The organism is Bacillus sp. TH50 (assembly GCF_016650565.1).
Classification (GTDB): domain Bacteria; phylum Bacillota; class Bacilli; order Bacillales; family Bacillaceae_G; genus Bacillus_A; species Bacillus_A mycoides.
The window spans coordinates 523173-543051 of record NZ_JAEKFM010000003.1; the positions used below are offsets into that span (position 1 = coordinate 523173).

The following is a 19879-nucleotide window of genomic DNA, read 5'->3' on the forward strand; positions in this document are numbered from 1 at the left end:
CATTTTTCCATAATTTCTTCTATTTCAACAGGTCCACTACATACACGTTTTTTTCATCTAGCGGTCTGTTACTATTTTGAACTTTGCGTGTCATACATAATCAAGGCTATAAAATCATATTTAGTAACAATGGAAAAAAAAGATTTGGAGGCTATATCGATGGATGAAAACTATGATAAACAGGGACAATCTTTACTAGAGAAAGGCTTTAATGAAAATGGAGAACGTAATGAACAAGCTATACTTCACTCTCAAACAGTTGGTTCACGTGGACCTATTTTAAAGCAAGATAATGTACTGCACGAGGCGTTACAAGAATTTATTCACGAAAAAATTTTAGAAAGACCTGTTCATGCAAAAGGATTTGGTGCATTCGGTTATTTTCAAACGATATATCCGATGTCTGAACATACAAAACTAAGCTTTTTACAAAATTCTAATGAGAAAATTCCTGTTATGGTTCGATTTTCATTAGCTGTTAGTACGAAAGGAACACCTGATACTTCTAGAAATGTACGAGGTTTTGCTACAAAATTTTATACAAAAGAAGGCGTATTTGATCTTTTATGTAATCACCTTCCTGTCTTTTCTGTTCGTGATCCGATGCGTTTCCCTGAAACTATTAATGCGTTATTGCCTTCACCTAAAAATAACTTAATAGACCCTGATAGATTTTGGGATTTTGTTGCTAGAGCACCCGAATCCATTCACTTTGTTGTCCGTTTATACTCTGATGCTGGTACGGCAAAAAGTCTTCGCCACATCCCAGGACATAGTGTAAATACATATGTTTGGAGAAATGCTCAAGGTTATCGAAAGTATGTAAAGTATCATTGGTATCCATTTGAAGGTGTACAATTCATTACTAGTGAGGAAGCAAATAAACTGGCCGCCGAAAATCCTGATTATAGCGGGAAAGATTTATACGATACAATTGAGGCTGGTAAAGCAGTGGAATATGGTTTATATGTCCAGCTCATGGATCCTAAAGATGAAACACACCTTTCTTATGACCCTTTAGATGATACAAAAGTATGGGATGAAAAGGAGTATCCTCTTATACCAGTAGGCAAAATGGTATTAAATAAAAATCCTGAAAACTATAAAGAACAAGTAGAAAAAGTCGCTTTCTCCCCTTCTAATTTACTAGACGGTGCAGAACTATCAGATGATAAAATGCTACAAGGTCGCGCTAACATTTATAGTGATTCTCAAAGAAGAAGAATTGGACCCGAATTTCGTAAATTAGCGATCAACCAACAGCAAAATTGGACACCTGCTAATCAAGCAACTAGCGGTGACGGAAGATACGTTGAAGGAAAACTTGAAAGAGCTTCTATAACTAAGAAAGACGACTTTGGGCAGCCTGGTGAATATTATGCGAAGTTATCACAAATTGAAAAAGAACATCTTGCCGAAAACTTAGCTAGTGATTTGAAAGTTATCTCCAATGATATAAGAAAGGTAGTTTTAGGGTATTTCCATGAAGTGTCAGCTGATTTAGCAAAGAGGATTGAGAGTACGATGCAAAGGCTTTAATAATAAAAAAAACGTCATTTTCAATGATGAAAATGACGTTTTTTATGGCGAACTTATTTGTGATTTCTATGATAAATTCAGGCTATCATGTGAAGATTTTGTGTATGTCGGAATTACCGGTGCAGGTGTATCTCCTCGATTTGCATATTGAATAAATTGGGACCCACCAAAAGCGACTGTTCCAATAAATACAATGCCCATTAAAAATATTTTGACTTTTTTTATCATTTTAATGTCCCTTTTTCCATTGATTTTTTTGTGACACTGTACTTTGATAAAAATATTCACTAGCTTTTCGATAATTATTTTCTTCATGAAATCTTATTGCAAGTTTTTCAGTATATTCATAAACAGCATCTAATAGATTATTCTGTTCAAAATATTGAATACCTTCAATTACAACCTTCTCTAGTTCATTTGTATTTGATAATTTATTCATTTGTTCAAGGATTAAAAATCTATGGAGGTATTCTTTATTATCAATTTCCTTACTGACATTTATTCCGCGATTAATAAGCTCTTCTGCACGCAGAGTTTCTCCCAACTTAAAGTGTGCTTCAGCCTCTGAAAAAAGTGCACGTACATGATTTCCTCATTTGTATTTGTCATCACACTCTTCCCCCTCTTTCTTGTATAATAACTATATTTTATCTCAACCTAATACTAAGCGACTTATATAATATTTGATAAATATAATTTAGAAAATTCAGTTAATTAAACTTTGAAATTCTGTTTAAAACAAAGACAAGCAACCATATTTACAAAACTAATATGATTGCTTGCTTTTTATCATTTATTAACAAAAACTATTCCCTTCAAGATTTTCATTACATCATTTTATATTATGATATTCATTTCTCTTTTCCAGATAATCCTTTTCACATTGTAACGGCTTGTATTCCACGATTTTCCCTTGCTTCTTTTTCGTTTCGGTAACAATCCATTCCCCTTTTTCAAGGTTTAGGCGTTTCATTACATTAGTATCGTCTATTTCTTTATAAAGTAAAAATGCTTCTTGCGCCTTCACAAATAATCTAGGCTCTCCCCTATATCCACCACTATCATAAACTTTAGTTAGCGAATTATAATAAGAATCATTTTCCCTTCCGCCATACATCAAATGCGCAGCCTCTAGGTCTCTTTTACTAATTTCCCAAAAACTATTTTCATCAATCTTTAAATCAAATGTAGATATAATGTCATTCATAATGTTTTTCACATACTTTTCATCACGAATTTTACTTTCTTCCAGACAATCTGAAGATAACCTTGGTGCATTTGACTGAGAATGTACCACATGCTGTATAGATACGCACAAAATAAATACACTTAAAACATACAATAGTTTTTTCATATTTAAGTATCACCTCAAATGATTTAGATACTATATTATTTGTTTTTGAGGTAATTCTATTCTTATGCTGTAAATAATAAATCCCCTATAAAATTGATTTTTATAGGGGATTTATATTTAACATTTAATCGACGTAGCAAGTACCTTACCACTTTTCACATCATATAAACCAACTGGTGTCACTCTAATGAAAGGTAGATGAGTCGCTGAAAAGAATAGTATTGTGAAAGCTGGATCGTTAAAAGAATAACCTCGCTCTTGCAGTAATTCCACCATTTTTTTCTCTTTCTGTATTAATTCACTCATTTTCAAATTAGACATAATCCCGAGCAATGGTAATGCAATTTCGTGTAACACTTCATTTCTTTCAGCTATTACCATTCCCCCGCCAAGCTCTTTTACTCTATGAAAAGCTGTAAGCATATCTTCTTTCCTTTTTCCAATAAGAATGATGTCACCTGTACCGGAATAAGAGCTAGCAAGACCTCCTAATCCATTCGCAAAACCTTTCACAACTGTATTCACTCGCCACGTCCCGTCACGAGCAATCATCATAAGGAAACATTCATCATGCTCAATAGAAAGTTCTTCACCGTTTAAGTCGATTTCAGTTACATATGGTTTTGAAATAACATCATTTAATAATTTTATACCTGTTGTTTCAGAAAAAATCATATCTTCTTTCTTTAAAGACCAGTCTAATGATAATGGAGTTACTTTGAATTTACTCCAGTCTATATGTAATGATGCATTTTTGTTTATTCCGTCACGCTTCATCCATTTCCCCTTTGCAATTACACTTATTGGAATCGGATTTTCTTTACTTTCCAAAATATTAATATTTGCAATTCTTCCTGTCGCGATCGCGCCGTGTAAATGCTCCATATTATAATAACGAGCAATGTTATAGCTTGCCATATTATAGGCATCAATTACTGGTATTCCTTGCTTTATCGCGATTTCTATCATCCTATTCGTCATTCCGTTTTCATAAAATGACGGATGTGAACCATCTGTTGTGAACATGAATCTATCAAATTGCTTGACACCTAATTCCAGCAATTCTTTCAGTAAAACTTCTAAATCTGGACGTATGGAAGAATTCCTAAGAGAAACCGTGTAACCTTGCATAAGACGAGCGAAAGCTTCCTGCCCTGTCATCGCTTCATGATCGCAATCAGTACCTAGTAACTTTAACTTCGCTAACGTTGATTCAGACGCACCGGGAAAATGACCTTCTACTTTTTTCTGTAAGTGCTTTGTTTCCTGTACCCAATTTAACATCTCATCATCGCCATTTAATAGTTTTGGCCATGCTGTTAACTCGCCGCCCTGAAGAACATCTTCATGCTTCAGCCACTCCATTATTTCTTCACTATTAAATAAAGATTCCCCATTTTGTAGTTCAGTCTGTCCATCAAAACGACACCACCAATACATACTTGCCGGAATCTTTTCAAATTCATCTAATAAACGAAATGCTTCTTCACGTTGTAAGGTAAAAAATAAAGTTAAATTATCATTAATAAAAGTTGTTGTCCCAAACTGCATCGCATGAGTCGCTAAAGTTTCTGGATTATACAATTGATATGGATGTGCATGCGGTTCAATGTAACTAGGAACTACATACTTTCCATCACAATCAATCAATTCAAATTCATGTAGTTGCTCTGGTAGTTTTTCTCCTACATATATAATGCGGTCATCATAGATCCAAATATTTGCTTGCACCCACTTGCGCATATAGGAATTTAAATATGTTGCATTCTTGAATAAAATGTGCGGGCTTCTTGTGCCATCTATTACTTCAACATGTTCTCGTAATTGTGTGTTACTCCATCTAAACTGATTTTGTCCCAATGTATTTCACTCCACATCAATTTACTTTTATTTATTAAAACAAAAATAATTAACTAACTAAAGTATTATCCATTCATAACTCCCCTGTATATCCCCTATACCCTTTATTATATGGAATAATTACAAAAATAACAATTTTCAAAATTCATAATATATCTCTTTGATCCAAAATAAAAAAGATATCATGCAACTGACATCTTTTTTATACTAGACTATAAGATTGGATTACACTTGTATCCGTATTTATGTTCTACATATACTTGATTGCTGCCATACCATGAATGCTAATACTGTCCTTTAAAGCAGTATCTCATTCGCTTTCTTTTCATCTATTTCTTAAATTCAATTTGCATCATTTTATTAAACTGCGTATTAATATCAATCGCACCTAAAGAGTTAATACTAATAGCCAATGTATGTTTGCCTCCCATTACTCCGCCAACAAAAGTTGTAAATCCAGGAATTGCCCCTCCGTGACCCCAAACTGAAATACCATTTGGAAGTTTAGTCTCATAGATCCCAAGGCCATATCCATCACCAACACCTTTTCCTTCTATAGGAACTGTAGTAAGCATTTCTTTTAGCTCACGTTCTTTCAGTAACTTACCACCAAGTAAAAATGAAAAGAATTTGTTTAAATCGTCCGCATTAGAAATCATATCTCCAGCTGAATTAGCTAAACTCGGATTATAATAAGTCATGTCTTTCAATTCACTTGTTTCGTCTATTTTCATATACCCACGAGCATGATCCTTTCCTGGAATAACGGGTGAATTCCCTGGTAAAAACGTATTTGACAGATCCAAAGGTTCAATAATTCGCTTTTCAATTTCTTCCGCATAACTATTTCCAGTTATTTTTTCAATAAGCATTCCCAATATTACGTATCCTGTGTTTGAATACAGCCATCCCTTACCTGGTGAAAAATCTGGAGGTAGAGAAAGTCCTATTTTCACTATTTCTTCTGCTGTAAACGTTTTTCTCGAATTCATTATGTCAGCATCTTTTGACTTTAAGTATTCAGCTATACCACTCGTATGATTCAAAAGTTGACGTATCGTAATTTGATTGCCATCATACCCATTACCTTGAATGAGACCCGGTAGCCACTTTTCAATTGGATCGTCAAGTTGCACGCGATTTTCTCCTACTAATTGAAGAACAGTCGTAGCGGTAAAAGTCTTCGTCACACTCCCAATCCGAAAACGATAATCCGATTTCATTGTTTTCTTTGTATTTAAATCCGCGACGCCAGCAGTATAACTACTAATCTTTCCATTGTTAGACGTCTTCGCTAATATTCCTGGGGTTCCAAGCTGTACTGTTTCCTGCATTACTTGTTTCCAACCATTCCGATTCTTTTGATCATGTGATTGTGACGGACTAGATAAATTTTGAACAGACTCTGCTTTCACAGTAAAACCTGGTGTGAATAGAGTAGTACCCGCTAATAAAATTGCTAAACTTGCTAACTTAATTGAATTACATTTTTTCATAAGGCTCCCTCTTCTCTATTAATATCGGATTAATTCAAGTTATACTTTAATCCTATATGATAAAACTCTCTTTTTTCTTATCCATTCCTTACGAAATACTTACGTTCAAATTTTGATACGATAAACTGAGAAAGAGCTATGCATGAAAATAAAAAGGGCATATAAAATAAGGACAGCCACTTAACTGCCCTTATTTTCATTTCACCTCGTCTTTATTATTTTTAAGATGATTCATTAATTGTGTTCGTTTCAAAGGTACATATATGTTTGTTCCAGTAACATATCTTTTTCCCAATCGAATTATCTTATAAATTTAAGGAGTTTATATTAAGATTAACAATAAAAAAGAACGTGTTTTCAATTTATCAAAACACGTTCTCTTACATACTTAAAACCCTATATCAACTTTTCATTTCATTCACTTTTACCACCCTGCACTAGCATTCATACCATTTCCAATAATAGTAAGAAATAGTGGCCACAATACTGGTCCTAACGTAAGAAGTAAATTTAGAAGTATAAGTAATCTATATACCCCGGGGAAATTTTGATCTTTACGATTTACAAATATTAAAATAACTAATAATATTATGGTCGTTAAAAATAAAAGTAGAGTTAGCAACCAATACCAAACCATTAAACTGAGACTCCATGGTGTTAATAGCTCGTGTATTATACCAAATATGATTCCTAATACTCCAAAACTAAAGGTAGTAACTGTTGATTTTATAAGCACTATATTTAATGTTTTTTCGTATGTATTTTTACAATATAAATCTATTAAAGTGTATAAAGATAAATATGCCATTAATACACCTACCCAAGACAATAACCAGTCTCCGCCTCCTCTAAATAACATGAACAGCAACCAGCACATCCCTACTGCAGAAAAAGTAAAGGAAATAAGTATGCTTTTCAATACCGGTTTCATTATATTTTCACACCCTTAAAAATAAATTATAAGTTTTTACTAAACTCATGTAATTTTTTATTAACATGCTACCCATTAATCGTTTAGCTCTAACGTATCCTTTTTTCATTCTATATTAATAAAACAAAGATATACTCATGAACAATTAAAGAAGCAATACTCTACAAAGAGTTCCATATAGCTTGTATATTCTTTTTCCATTGGTAGAGATATTAAAAAATTAAGTATACATTAACATGCAATTAAATATAAGTAAATAAAAAAGATGACCTCAGCATACGCCAAAGTCATCTTCTATAACCATATTATTTTACTAGTTCACCGCTATAAACCTTTATATCAAGCGGAGCAGTTAAAAACTGTGATGCTTTACTAACGAAAGATGTGAAGTGTTCACTCGTATTATGACTCGCAACTGCTGCTTCATCTTTCCATACTTCTACCATCGTATAAACACTTTCTTTTTCAGTATCTTTATATAAATCGTAAGATACATTTCCACTTTCTTCTCTTGAACCATGAAGTAGTGGCTGAATTTCTTCTAAAAATGATTGTTGTTTTGCTGGATCTACTTGAAATATTGCGTGAATAATAATCATGGTGTTTCCCCTCTCATATCTCACTTATTTCTGTTTTGTTATAAAATTACTTCCACTCAGCAACTTTTTCAATTGGAAGACGTACTGATGGATAACCACTGTCAGCAGCTTTTCCGATTGAAATTAACATAACTGGTACGTGACGCTCTTTGTCTAATCCGAAAGCTTCTGCGATTTGGTCTTTTTCAAATCCACCAATTGGGCAAGTATCATAGCCGTGAGCACGTGCTGCTAACATAAATTGCATCGCTACAAGACCACCGTCAATTAGTACAGTATCTTTCATTACTTCTGGTGTAACCATTGAGAAGTAACCTGAAAGTTTTTTCATTTGATCTTCTTTTACTTCAGCTGGCATAAGTCCGCGCTCTACTGCTGTACCGTAAATTTCTTCTGCGTTATCAAAGTTGTTTAAGTCACCAAATACAGCAATCATCGCTGAAGATGTTTCTACTTGAGATTGATTGAATTTTGCAAGTGGAGCCAGTGTTGCTTTTGCTTCGTCACTTTCAATAACAAGGAATCTCCATGGTTGCATGTTTACTGAAGATGGTGCAAGTGTTGCTTCTGTAAGAATTTCTGTCATTTCTTCTTTGCTAATTTTCACTGAAGGATCGTACTTACGAATTGAACGACGTCCTGTTAAAATTTCGTTAAAATCATTTGTTTTTACTGAATTAGTCATAGTTGTATTCTCCCTTTTTTATAATTCTTTTATGTTTTCTTGAATGCGGTCTAGCATTGTTAAAAGATTATCGCGTTCTTCTTCACTTAATCCTTTAAATGCAGATGTTGCGAAACGCTCTTTTTCCTCTTGATACACTTGAATTTTATTTCGTCCCTCTTCTGTAAGAGAAACTAACGTAATTCTGTTATCATCTGGATTTTTACGTCTTGTAATCATTCCATTTGCTTCCAGCTGTTTTAAATGCCTCGTAATCGCGGCATTATCAATATTCACTTCTTGCTGAAGTGCTTTTTGACTAATTTCATCTACTTCATATAACTGAAGTATAAGCTCTAGTCTAGATTGACTCATACCCGTACACCCTTCAAACTTCGAACTTACTTCTTTATTGAGGAAGTGTAATTTATATAAAATTATTGCTTCTTTTGAGCATGAACTTGTCAAATTACCCCTCCTTTACATCCAAATCAAAAATGTTTGATGCATCAATAGTTGATATGTCAATTAATATAATCTATATCGATTTAGAATGCAAGCATTTTGTTTTCTTTTTATTTTTTCCAAATTAAGGTACTTTGTAGCGTTACAAAAAATGGAAAATGCATTATAATAGTAATAATTTAAATGACTGGAGAGTGATTGTAATGCGGCAATACACAAATAGAAATGAGGAATTAAAAATGGAAAGTGAAATGAGGATATTTATATATGACAACAATAAATATAGGGATTGTCGCGCACGTAGACGCTGGCAAGACGAGTTTGACTGAGCGAATTCTTTATGAGACGAATGTGATTAAAGAAATTGGCCGAGTAGATAGTGGTAATACGCAAACTGACTCAATGGAATTAGAAAGACAACGCGGAATTACGATTAAAGCATCTGTCGTTTCTTTCTTTATTGATGATTTAAAAGTAAATGTTATTGATACACCTGGACATGCTGATTTTATCGCTGAAGTGGAGCGATCATTCCGCGTTTTAGACGGTGCGATTTTAGTTATCTCTGCCGTTGAAGGTGTGCAAGCACAAACGAAGATTTTAATGCGGACATTACAGAAATTAAACATACCTACTATATTATTTGTTAATAAAATAGACCGTAGTGGCGCAAATACTGAAAAAGTTGTGAAACAAATAAAAGAGCTTCTTTCAAATGAAGCATCCCCCTTCTACTCTGTAGAAAACGAAGGTACAAAGGAAGTACGGATTATTGAATATAAATCCTATGACGATTGTATTGAACGATTAGCACCATTTAACGAATCATTGCTTGAGTCATATGTAAATAACGAAATAATACCGGATGCACTATTAAGAAAAGAACTCGAAAAGCAAATACAGCAAGCAAATGTGTTTCCTATCTTTTTTGGTTCAGCAATGACAGGTATAGGAGTAACTGAATTACTTAAAAATATTTCAGCCTTAATTCCAGCTACTAAATCGGCACAAGATGAAATATTATCCGGTGTTGTTTTTAAAATTGAACGTGAATCTTCTGGCGAAAAGATTGCTTACGTAAGACTATTTTCTGGTTGTTTACACGTTAGAAAATATGTTGATATACAGCGTGGAGAGTCTCTACCACATAAGGAAAAGATTAAAAAAATGTGCATGTTTCATAATGGAGATGCCGTTCAATCTTCTACTGTTCAAAGCGGAGAGTTTTGCAAAGTGTGGGGACTTACGAATATTAAAATTGGTGATATTATCGGTAAGCGGACGGATTATATAAAGGATCTTCACTTTGCCGAACCACAAATGGAAGCTGCTATTGAAGCAGTGCCTAAAGAACGAATTCATGATTTATACGCTGCACTTATGGAGCTATGCGAAGAAGATCCTCTCATTAAGGTTTGGAAAGACGATGTTCATAATGAACTATACATTCGCCTTTTCGGTGAAGTGCAAAAAGAAGTTATTGAAACAACACTTTATGAAAAATACCGTCTACAAGTTACCTTTTCAAACACGCGAGTTGTATGTATTGAAAAACCAATTGACTTAGGGAATAGCGTTGAAGTAATGGGTGAAAAAGAGAATCCTTTTTACGCAACAATTGGGTTCAAAGTTGAACGTGGCGCGCTTAACTCTGGCATAACGTATAACTTAGGTGTTGAACTTGGATCACTACCTTTAGCATTTCATAAAGCGATTGAAGATACAGTATTTCAAACGTTAAAACAAGGTTTATTTGGATGGGAAGTTACGGACATTATCGTCACATTAACACATACCGGCTATGCCAGTCCTGTTACAACAGCGAGTGACTTTAGAAATTTAACACCGCTCGTATTAATGGATGCTTTAAAACAAGCCAAAACATGTGTATTTGAACCAATAAATGAATTTGAATTAACTGTTCCAGAGCACGCAATTAGTACCGCAATGTATAAACTAGCTGCTATCCCAGCAACTTTTGCAGAGCCTACGTTGCATAATGATTCTTACCATTTAACAGGATCATTACCTGTTGCAAAAACAGAGGATTTTAAACGAATGCTCCATTCATTTACTGAAGGAGAAGGTATCTTTATAACAAAGCCAACTGGTTTCACAAAGCTGACGGCTCCCTTCCCTACTCGAAAACGTGTTGACTTCAATCCGCTAAATCGGAAAGATTATTTACTTCATGTGTTGAAGGCTTATTAAATAAAAAAGAGGTGCAAATTGCACCTCTTTTTGCATGTATTGAAACTTAAATTAATTTGTCCTAACAACTTCTTTAAGTTTTTCTATTACTTTCGCTATAGCTTCAATTGAATTTTCCGTTTCAAATTCCCCAATATTTACAGAATGATTTGCGTTCTTCACAACCTCGATTTTTAAATTCGATTGATCTAATTGCTCAATTTGACCTGCATTGTATTGATGATCTTTATCCCCAATTACTAAAATTCCTTCGTGACGACTATGTAAGATCGAATCAAAAATCGAATCAACAGTTAGTAATGGTGTAAGCAATATCATTTTTGAATGTGCAAATTCTTCTCTCTTCAATAAATCATTCGCAATTGGGATTGTTCCGAGTGATTTTCCTAAAAACATCGAATCGTTGTATTGTCCATTTCTTAGCACTTCATTAATGATAGGATTAATATCATCCACCATTACTTTCGTTACTTCTTCTATTGGTTTTTCCATTAATTGTCTATCGTAGGAATAATGAATATGTACTACATCTATTTTATTTTCAAGCATAAGCATCGTTGCATAATAAAATAACGGCTTGTCATAATTGTAGCCTGAACCTGAGAACATAAAACAAATTGTATTAGAACCTTTTTCGATATGTGTGTAACGAATGACTTTATCATCTATATGTATCTCTTTTTTAGTCCCCTTCACCGTTTTTCCCTCCAAGCACGCTTACTTTTGTAACACGATATGTTCTGTATGAACTGATACATCCTTTACTTTATCTTTTATAAACGCTGGCTGTAAGTTATATGCATCTAACTCTTCTACCGGCACCCACTTAAATAAATATTTTCTACCTTCTTCTTCAAGAATATATTGATCCGCCCCATTTGCAGGTAATTCATGCAATTCTACTTCATAATAAAAACTAATCTCATGAAACTTTCGCTCAGAAAGTGTAAAGAAGTTTTCTACTGACCATATTAATCTCTTCACTTCAATAGGTACGCCTAGTTCTTCCGCAAGCTCTCGTTTTAACGCATCTTCACTATTTTCTAGCATTTTCACTCTTCCGCCTGGTACGTACCAATACTCTTCACCTTCATCTTGAAGGATAAGTATTTTACTACCTTGTTTACAAATTGCTCCGACTCGGTAATTAAAACATGTTTCCTCTACTTTAAACGTAAGATCCATCCTGAATGCCCCCTATATATTATTTAAATATCAAATCATTACAAAACTATTATGTATGTGCTGTACAAATAAGATTACTAAATTTTTCTATTGCATTCAATGATTTTCGAACTTTCCGAAAACTACACTTACCTTTTTGTCATTACAGGTATTTATACATATGTTACAATCACAATGCATACTAGAAAAGCAATATGGGGGTACGAATGGAAACGTTATTAATCCAGCAAACTGAGAAATCAAATAAGTTTTGGAAAATCGTTGTGAAAGATAGAGACTACGTTGTGTTTTACGGAAAAATTGGCACAGCTGGTAGTGTGAAAGCGAAAGAATTTGAAACAGAAGAAGAATGCATAAAAGAAGCTAACAAACTAATCGCTTCCAAACGAAAAAAAGGATATACCGACCCTATTCTATGGGAAGATTACATAAAAGAAAAAACGATAACAGAAGAAGAATTTTGGGAGATAATCGCTCGTGCAAAAACGAAAGGCGAAGACCAAGAAGAACAAATAGAATGGCTCACTTCTCACCTTGCTAAACGTACAGTACATGAAATTGTAGCTTTTGATACACATATGCATCGTACTTTAAAAGCTTCCTATACGCCTCACTTATGGGCAGCTGCTTATATAATTATGGGCGGTTGTTCAGATGATAGTTTTGATTACTTCCGCGGGTGGTTATTATATCAAGGAAAAGAAACATACGAAGCGTGTATTGAAGATCCAGAACGGTTAATTCCTGTATTAGAAAATTTGAGTGAGTATGACGTACCAAATATTGAAGAACTTTCATTATACTTTGGATACACTGTATATGCAGAAAAAACCGGGGATGAAAATGATACTTACTTTACACTTTATCATGTCTTATCTAATGAAAAATTCGACGATATAGATATCGAGTTTGACTGGAATGAAGATGACGAAGACGGTTTGAAAAAGATGTTTCCTAAGTTATGGGAAATATATGGGGAAGAACCAATTGAATGGTAGATAAATATTAGGACTCTGTTTAACCAATAGACAGAGTCCTGTTTTCATAGAATCCTTATTTACACTCTCTTTGTTTCATTCCACTTATCTAACAGCTCCTTTTCTCTTTCAATTGAAATACCTGCTTTTAATTCCCATTCGTCCACACTCTTCATCCACTCATATACATCTGTAACTGTATGTTCTAATTTCCTAAAAGTAAGCCCTTCTTTCACAGCATTATCAATACTTATAGAAAACCCACCTTTCCACGGCTTCGTTTCACCTTCCAATGAAAAAGTTTCTGGAAGCCATAAAGGTATCTCTGTCCAAGGCTGCACTTTATGTTCATTCATAAACGATTCATCAACCCAAACGAATGCAGCATCACTATTCGTACCCTTTTTACACGTATTTAATAGCTCTTCCATCGTCAATTCATAATTTGGACCTGTAACATTGAATGTACCTGCTTTATTGGTTTCTGCCATGTTTAGTCCCCAGTTTGCCACGTCTTTTATATCAACTATCTGCACTGGACGCTCTTTTCTTCCTGGAACTAACACTTCTCCTCCCTTTACTACACGCCCAATCCAGTATGGAAGCCGATCTGTATAATCAAACATCCCTGAAAGAAGTCCTGCTCTTACATGTAAAACACGCCCCGGCCAATAATTCTCTGCTTCTTTTTCACATAATACTTTAAGCGCACCGTAATACTCATAAGGAGATATTTCACCATTCTCTACAGCTTTTACCTTATCACTTGTTGGTTCAGGTAGTAATTTATAATCTTCTTTTATGTGATACGGAATCCAATCTTTATATACGGAAAGGCTTGAGATGAATGTATAATGCTTTATATTATCTTTAAGTACTTCTCCTACATTCCTAATGTGATGAGGAGAAAATCCACACGTATCTATGACCAAATCCCATTTTCGATTTTCTAAACTTGAAACATCATCATTTCTGTCACCGATTAACTGCTCTACTTCAGGAAAAACTTCTTTATTCGTTCCGCGATTAAATAATGTAACTTCATGCCCTCTTTTTAATGCCTCTTCTACGAAAGCTCTTCCTAAAAAACGTGTACCACCTAGAATTAGAATCTTCATGTTTCTCCCCCATTCGTGATTGAAAATCCTTTCTTTTGTTAAACGATTTTTTGCTCTGAAAAGTTACGGGTGGGATGTAGCTTTTTACTACAATTTTAATTCTATAAAATAAAAAGAAACCATTTTGAAGAGTTAATCAGCATAGTTTCTTTAATAATAAATAATTATTACCGCTCATTCTTTACCTTTACACAATCTCTCCATCAACTAACTCAATAATTCTATTACACTGATTCGCTACCTCAATATCATGCGTTACAATAATAATCGTTCGTCCTTCTTCATTCAGTTGTAATAGTAGATCCATAATTTCTTCTCCTGTTTTTCTATCTAAATTCCCTGTCGGTTCATCAGCCAAAATTATTTCTGGTTCACCTACTAACGCTCTAGCAATTGCGACTCGCTGCTGTTGTCCACCTGAAAGCTCGTCCGGTGTTTTATGCAAATGTTCTTTTAAACCTACTTTTTCTAAGTAGAACTTCGCCTTATTTTCTCTTTCACGTTGCTTTAGCTTTCTATATGTGAGTGGTAGTGCTACATTATCCAGTACAGTATGTTCTTTTAACAACGCAAAATATTGAAAAACAAATCCAATCATTTCATTTCTTGTTTTATGAACTTTATTTGCTCTAATTTCAGTTAATGTTTTTTCATTTAACGTATATTCACCCTCATTTGGCAAATCAATTAACCCTATAACATTTAATAGCGTACTTTTCCCCGATCCTGATCGACCCATTATCGCTATAATTTCGCCCTTATTTATCGTTAAGTTTATACCGTTTAATGCGAACGTATTATGGTTCTTGTTACTATACACCTTCTTAATGTCTTTTAACACAATTAAACTCATTATTCCATCCCACCTATTAATGTTTTTGGTTCAAGCTTTCTAATAAATAAGAAGACAATGAGATTTGAAACTATGATAATTAGTAGTAAGAATAGGAATACAAGTATTAAAATAGGCATATTTAAATTTATCTCTTGTACAGACGCCGTATCAAAGTCCTTCGAAACTTGTAGATGAGCCTCATATCTCCATGAAAAGTACACTATAGATAAAAACATACCAACTATCGCAATACATATGTTTTCTAAAACAATTTGAATGAACATCCCAAACTTACTTTCTCCAAGGACCATCTTAATACCAAATTCCCTCTTTCTCATCATGATGGAAACAATTGTCGTTACGACAATTCCCCCTATTATAAATAAAATAAATAGACTTCCTACTATAAGATCGATATTTTCCGTATCCATACTACTAGTAACGGCTTCATTTATTTCTTCTCCTAAATTTTTCAAGTATAAAGTAACGTCGCTTCCCTTCAGTTGAAGCGTTTCTTGTAGTTTGTTTATATCTGCGTCTTTTTTTAAATTCATAATTGTACTTTGATGTAATCTTGAAAACATTATTTCATAATGTTCATATCTATCAATTGGCATGGGTGATAACATAGCCTTGTCTAATTTCTGGTATATACTCGCTCCGTTACCATCTATAATGAATTTATTTTCCGGTAAAAATCCAATAATCGTATATTGATTATTGATTGTATCCCCTATTTGAAAATATTTCTTAAAGTAAGGTCCTACCAAAACATTCGTTTTCTCTTCACTATTTTTTTGGAAGTCTTGATACGAAAAACCTGTTCCAGTTTTTATAGGTATATTCAGTAATTTATAATAATCTTCATCTATTGTAATTATGCGAATAGTAGGGCTTTTGTCGCGAAAAGTTTTATTTTTCAATTCTTCTAACATACTTTCTTGGAGTGGTCGGTTACTTGATTCTAGTTCGATTATCATCGGTTCGTATGTACCATACGAAATCACATCTTTATTTTGCTGCATTTTATTATAAATTTCTTCGACTTGTTCTTTATTAAATTGATCTGCCTTCAACCTATCAGTAGTCATCCCATCATAAGTGATAAAATATGTACTTTCTAAATCTAGCAACGAGTTGGAACTGTTCCCAAGATAGTAAAAATTATACATCCCATTAATGGAAAGAGTTATTGCTGCTAATCCAAACGTGAATTGTATTAAGAGAAATATGGAAATGAGCAATCTATTTTTCAGGGTCATAAGAGCACTTTTTAGTCTCATCTTATTTACTCCTTTAACGCTTTAGCAGGTTCAATTTTAAGTATTTTGAAAAATGGTATTACAGCGGTGATGAACGAAATAGACAAGGAAATTATTACACTCATCATAACTTTGAAAACATCTATACGAATAGTAAAACCCATTAAATCTACTATGCTTTTGTTCATTGTACTTAAAATCCATTGCATACATATAGCACAAACGGCTGCAGCGATTGCGCATATGAATAATTGGCTAAATATAAATACAAATAAATTCAAATTGCTTGCTCCCAACGCTTTTCTTAAGGAAACACTCTTCCTCTTCGTATAAATCCAAAAATAACTCGCAATTATACAGTTCATTACAGCTATAAAAAGCAGTCTAAACGGAAGAGTAAGTTGTGCTCTCATAGCTTTACTTGAGCTTTTTTCTTTCTCATAATTCTCTTTTTCATTTATTACTTTCGCATTTGCATCAGTTCTATTTTGCTTAAAATATCGAATAAATGTATCTATTTCTCGTTTAGGATCTTCGTTAGACCTTACTATCATTTCAAATGTAGTTTCATTTTTCATACGTCGTTTTATCTCATCAGGCATATCCTTTAAACCGATGTAAACATTGTTATTATAAACATGTTCATCATTCGCTCCGTTCACGCCTTTAACTCTATATTCTTTACTAAACAGTTTTATTGTTTCAGATTCTTTATAAATGTTCTTTCCGACAATTACACTATTTTCTTCCCCATCTTTCATTCGAGAACCTTTTATTAATGGAGGAGACCAATTCGTATTTATAAGTCCAATCATCGTTACTTGCCCTATGCCAGGGATTCCAATTCTCATATTATTTGTAATAACACTTGAGTTCTTAAAAGTCGTTTCTGTTAACTCTTGTATTGCTTTGAAATCCAATTCCCCAAAACTAGTAAGCTGAACAGAATAGTAATATTTAAAATAACCATGTTTTCGCTCATAAAAATCTTCATCGTAATCATCTCGGATCGACATCGCTATAAGTATGGGCAGAATTGTTAAAGTAAATCCAATAAATAACATAATGAATATTTTTCTGTTCGCTGCTATTTCTTTTAATATTAGATTCATATACCCTCCAAACGTCAAAAAGATAAATATCCTTTTTGAAAAATTCCATATAAACGCTGCACTTATCAACACAACTTAAAATATTATTCTGTTTCCCAAAATCATCATGAAATACACATTAACTTTTCATAAATTCCCTATACACACTTCATCTCTTTTTTGTAAAATATTTTTAGTATGCGGCTTCATTATACATAGAAAAATGGAGGTTAAAATCAAACAATCGAAATATTAATAATTTTTTTACGTTTCGTTTATTTTTCAGTTAACTTAATGACATTAAGTTATTTTCCTATCTCCTTTTCTATGTAAAATGCCATATATAAAGGCGGTATGAGATCTCATACCGCCTTTATATCTTAAATTTAATTGTTGGACTGTACGTAAGGAAAAATATATTTCACAATCAATTCCCATCTATCCCCTGCATTCGGTATGACTTCAGAAGCAATCACCACCACCAGTTCCTTCTCTGGCACGCAGCAAATCATATTCCCACCATCACCCATTGCACAGTATGAAAAGATTCCATCCTCTTCTCGTAACCACCATAAGTAACCGTATTGATTTGAATTCATCGCTATTGATTCTTGTACCCACGATTTTGAAAGAATTTCCTTTCCATTATGAATACCTTCATTCAAATACATCTGTCCAAACTTAGCCATATCTTTAACTGTTAACGTTAGTCCCCAGCCGCCCGTCGAAATACCATTTGGATCGTGAACCCATCCTTTCACATCTTTTCCGAATAAGTCATCGAATTCAAAAGATTTCATATTGTAGTTTGGAATTTCTCTCATGCCAAGCGGCTGAAATAAGTATTCATTCGCAAATTCACGCGCACTTTTTCCTGTTGCGCTCGTAATAATTGCTGATAATAAATGAGCTCCTGCAGATGAATATTTAAAAAATCCAATTTCTCCGCCTTTCCCTACCCTATTTAACGTATACTGCACCCAATCCTTTTGTGTGCATAATTCTTCTAACGGTTCCTGCCAATCTACGAAAGGATGTGGCGCTGTCATTGTAAGAAGGTGTCGTACTGTTATTTCAGATGAATTACAATTATATTCTGGGAAAAATTCTATTACTTTTTGATCAACGCTCTTTATATACCCTTTATCTACACATATCCCAATTAACGCGGAGATTATCGTTTTTGTGACCGATGCTACATGACATGCATCATCTGGACCGTAACCATTATAATAATTTTCAAAAACAACATTACCTCTCTGCACTACTAACATACCATTAATATTTTTGTATTCTTCTTTTATAATGCAATCTAACTCTTCAGCAGTTTTCATCGTTCTTCCCCCTTAATCTATGATTAAAAAGGTTCGATAGGTACATATATATCAACTATATGTTTATGTTCGGGATGCTGCCTTGGGTCATTTTTATACATTTCAAAAGGATACGAATCTCTCGGTTTATATCCGCTATTTGGCAACCATTCACCGTACAAGAAATTCCATGCTCCTTTATATTCATCTCGGAATATTTCAAAATGACCTACCGCATACTTTCCAGAAGGTATTACCATTATTCCAATGTCGCTCGTTTCTACTGCGGACTCATCTGGAATTGTTATACATAGACTTGTTCTTAACTGATAGTCTTCTGTAAACTCATGATGATCGTGGTAAATGGTTAATACCTTCGTATCCTCGAATGCATGATAGTTTTGCTCCGCTGCGTAATGAAATAGTTTTTCTATCATTTTCGGAAAGTCTATAGCTAAATCTTTATATGTACCTACATGTCTTATGTATGCGACGTTTACTTTGTCCGCTGCTACAATTTCGACCTCTCCTCGAACCTTCTTACACTCATTGTATTGAGAATCTTCGCTAACGTCTTTGCAATTCTTGCTATTGTGATTTCTATAGTGAGACGGACTTACTCCGTAATAACTTTTAAATGTACGGGAGAAAACTGCTGAATCTGTGAACCCGAAGTAATACGCAATGTCTGTAATCGTCATATCTGTACGATAAGTAAGAAGGTGTGTTGCCCTCTCTAACTTCAAACGATTCACATACCGAGATAACGGCTCATCCATCATCCCTTTAAAAATTCTATGAAAATGAAATTTTGAGAAGCCTGCCACATTAGCTAAATCTTCAATTGAAAGTGAATCATTTATATGTGATTCTATATAGTCTTGCACTTTATAAACACGTCGTAAATACTCGTTTCTACTTTGAGAACTCTCCATATTTATCCCTCCTCACAACAAAAAGGCTAACTTTACGTCAGCCT

At 33.8% G+C, this 19879-nt stretch carries 20 protein-coding genes; 3 read left to right on the plus strand and 17 right to left on the minus strand.

Annotated features, from left to right (window positions below):
• The first annotated feature begins 159 nt into the window (after window positions 1-159).
• Complete coding sequence (locus JFU23_RS02790; RefSeq protein WP_201031299.1) at window positions 160-1539, plus strand: catalase; 1380 nt, start codon at window positions 160-162, stop codon at window positions 1537-1539.
• 66 nt (window positions 1540-1605) lie between these two features.
• Here JFU23_RS02790 and JFU23_RS02795 read toward each other — a convergent pair whose 3' ends face one another.
• The 9 genes from JFU23_RS02795 to JFU23_RS02835 form a co-directional block, all read right to left on the minus strand.
• Window positions 1606-1767, minus strand: a complete 162-nt coding sequence (locus JFU23_RS02795; protein WP_176126993.1) for a hypothetical protein — start codon at window positions 1765-1767, stop codon at window positions 1606-1608.
• A gap of 1 nt (window position 1768) precedes the next feature.
• Window positions 1769-2083 carry a hypothetical protein gene (locus tag JFU23_RS02800; protein ID WP_242483478.1) on the minus strand — a complete coding sequence of 105 codons (315 nt, stop codon included), beginning with the start codon at window positions 2081-2083 and terminating at the stop codon, window positions 1769-1771.
• 288 nt (window positions 2084-2371) lie between these two features.
• The gene (locus tag JFU23_RS02805; RefSeq protein WP_085311770.1) at window positions 2372-2893 is read right to left on the minus strand and encodes a hypothetical protein; all 522 of its coding nucleotides are present in this window, start codon (window positions 2891-2893) and stop codon (window positions 2372-2374) included.
• Window positions 2894-3010: 117 nt separating this feature from the next.
• Entirely contained in the window at window positions 3011-4753 is a 1743-nt protein-coding gene (locus JFU23_RS02810; protein ID WP_201031300.1) for an adenine deaminase C-terminal domain-containing protein, read from the minus strand.
• Between the two features lie 329 nt (window positions 4754-5082).
• Window positions 5083-6249 (minus strand): serine hydrolase domain-containing protein, encoded by a 1167-nt coding sequence (locus JFU23_RS02815; protein ID WP_201031301.1) that lies wholly within the window; start codon window positions 6247-6249, stop codon window positions 5083-5085.
• A 424-nt stretch (window positions 6250-6673) separates the two neighbouring features.
• Window positions 6674-7180: a DUF3902 family protein gene (locus JFU23_RS02820; protein ID WP_088039655.1), complete on the minus strand. Its 507-nt coding sequence runs from the start codon at window positions 7178-7180 to the stop codon at window positions 6674-6676.
• A gap of 305 nt (window positions 7181-7485) precedes the next feature.
• Window positions 7486-7779, minus strand: coding sequence for a putative quinol monooxygenase (locus JFU23_RS02825; protein ID WP_000583822.1), 294 nt, complete (start codon window positions 7777-7779; stop codon window positions 7486-7488).
• 46 nt (window positions 7780-7825) lie between these two features.
• Window positions 7826-8464, minus strand: a complete 639-nt coding sequence (locus JFU23_RS02830; RefSeq protein ID WP_000185377.1) for a nitroreductase family protein — start codon at window positions 8462-8464, stop codon at window positions 7826-7828.
• 18 nt (window positions 8465-8482) lie between these two features.
• Entirely contained in the window at window positions 8483-8911 is a 429-nt protein-coding gene (locus JFU23_RS02835) for a MarR family winged helix-turn-helix transcriptional regulator (RefSeq protein ID WP_000204168.1), read from the minus strand.
• A gap of 264 nt (window positions 8912-9175) precedes the next feature.
• On the opposite strand from JFU23_RS02835, the gene tet reads away from it, so the two are divergent.
• Window positions 9176-11119, plus strand: coding sequence for a tetracycline resistance ribosomal protection protein (tet, locus tag JFU23_RS02840; protein WP_201031302.1), 1944 nt, complete (start codon window positions 9176-9178; stop codon window positions 11117-11119).
• Between the two features lie 51 nt (window positions 11120-11170).
• Here the strand turns inward: tet and JFU23_RS02845 are convergent, their stop codons facing one another.
• Window positions 11171-11815, minus strand: coding sequence for an alpha/beta hydrolase (locus tag JFU23_RS02845; protein WP_201031303.1), 645 nt, complete (start codon window positions 11813-11815; stop codon window positions 11171-11173).
• A gap of 21 nt (window positions 11816-11836) precedes the next feature.
• Window positions 11837-12304 carry an NUDIX hydrolase gene (locus JFU23_RS02850; RefSeq protein WP_061674859.1) on the minus strand — a complete coding sequence of 156 codons (468 nt, stop codon included), beginning with the start codon at window positions 12302-12304 and terminating at the stop codon, window positions 11837-11839.
• A gap of 206 nt (window positions 12305-12510) precedes the next feature.
• Here JFU23_RS02850 and JFU23_RS02855 point away from each other — a divergent pair, with 206 nt between their 5' ends.
• Window positions 12511-13302, plus strand: a complete 792-nt coding sequence (locus JFU23_RS02855; protein WP_201031304.1) for a DUF4240 domain-containing protein — start codon at window positions 12511-12513, stop codon at window positions 13300-13302.
• A gap of 59 nt (window positions 13303-13361) precedes the next feature.
• On the opposite strand, the gene JFU23_RS02860 is transcribed toward JFU23_RS02855, so the two are convergent.
• The 6 genes from JFU23_RS02860 to JFU23_RS02885 form a co-directional block, all read right to left on the minus strand.
• Window positions 13362-14399 (minus strand): SDR family oxidoreductase, encoded by a 1038-nt coding sequence (locus JFU23_RS02860; RefSeq protein WP_201031305.1) that lies wholly within the window; start codon window positions 14397-14399, stop codon window positions 13362-13364.
• Between the two features lie 187 nt (window positions 14400-14586).
• Entirely contained in the window at window positions 14587-15252 is a 666-nt protein-coding gene (locus tag JFU23_RS02865) for an ABC transporter ATP-binding protein (RefSeq protein ID WP_201031306.1), read from the minus strand.
• Window positions 15252-16517 carry an ABC transporter permease gene (locus tag JFU23_RS02870; RefSeq protein WP_201031307.1) on the minus strand — a complete coding sequence of 422 codons (1266 nt, stop codon included), beginning with the start codon at window positions 16515-16517 and terminating at the stop codon, window positions 15252-15254. The genes JFU23_RS02865 and JFU23_RS02870 overlap by 1 nt, the downstream gene beginning before the upstream one ends.
• A gap of 5 nt (window positions 16518-16522) precedes the next feature.
• Window positions 16523-17608, minus strand: a complete 1086-nt coding sequence (locus JFU23_RS02875) for an FtsX-like permease family protein (protein ID WP_201031308.1) — start codon at window positions 17606-17608, stop codon at window positions 16523-16525.
• A 365-nt stretch (window positions 17609-17973) separates the two neighbouring features.
• Window positions 17974-18921 carry a serine hydrolase domain-containing protein gene (locus tag JFU23_RS02880; protein WP_201031309.1) on the minus strand — a complete coding sequence of 316 codons (948 nt, stop codon included), beginning with the start codon at window positions 18919-18921 and terminating at the stop codon, window positions 17974-17976.
• 23 nt (window positions 18922-18944) lie between these two features.
• On the minus strand, window positions 18945-19835 hold the full coding sequence (locus tag JFU23_RS02885) for an AraC family transcriptional regulator (RefSeq protein ID WP_201031310.1): 891 nt from the start codon (window positions 19833-19835) through the stop codon (window positions 18945-18947).
• Window positions 19836-19879 lie beyond the last annotated feature (44 nt).